At 57.3% G+C, this 457-nt stretch carries 2 pseudogenes; both read right to left on the bottom strand.

The features are described from left to right. Positions 1-360, bottom strand: a pseudogene (locus KVG88_RS30965) (electron transfer flavoprotein subunit alpha/FixB family protein); the annotation flags it as partial. Beyond that, positions 361-457, bottom strand: a pseudogene (locus KVG88_RS30960) (electron transfer flavoprotein subunit beta/FixA family protein); the annotation flags it as partial.

Below are 457 nucleotides of genomic sequence, written 5' to 3'. Positions count from 1 at the left end.
GGCGCTTTCTACCGAGATGATCTCGGAGATCTGGTCAACGTCCAGTGCAGCGGCAACGCGCGGCAGGATGTTTTTGCCGTTGGAAGTAGCGGCAGCCAGGATGTGGCTGTAGCCCTTGCCCAGCTCTGCTACCAGAGGAGCGACGTTTTCCGGCAGCTGATGCGCGTAGGCAGCGTTGTCAGCGTTCAGGACTTTGCTCACACCAGCGATTTTCGCCGCGGCTTCAGCCACGGCGCCAGCGCCCTGACCTGCAACCAGAACGTGGATGTCACCACCGATTTTAACGGCAGCAGCCACGGTGTTCAGCGTGGCCGGAGCCAGTACTTTGTTGTCGTGTTCAGCAATAACCAAGATAGTCATTTAGATTACCTTCGCTTCGTTTTTCAGTTTCTCGACCAGTTCAGCCACCGACTTGACCTTGATACCCGCGCTGCGTGCAGCAGGCGCTTCGACTTTC

The organism is Pseudomonas azerbaijanoccidentalis (assembly GCF_019145495.1).
Taxonomy (GTDB): domain Bacteria; phylum Pseudomonadota; class Gammaproteobacteria; order Pseudomonadales; family Pseudomonadaceae; genus Aquipseudomonas; species Aquipseudomonas azerbaijanoccidentalis.
The sequence above is the reverse complement of the archived record's forward strand: the minus strand, read 5'-3'. Positions and strand labels throughout refer to the sequence as shown.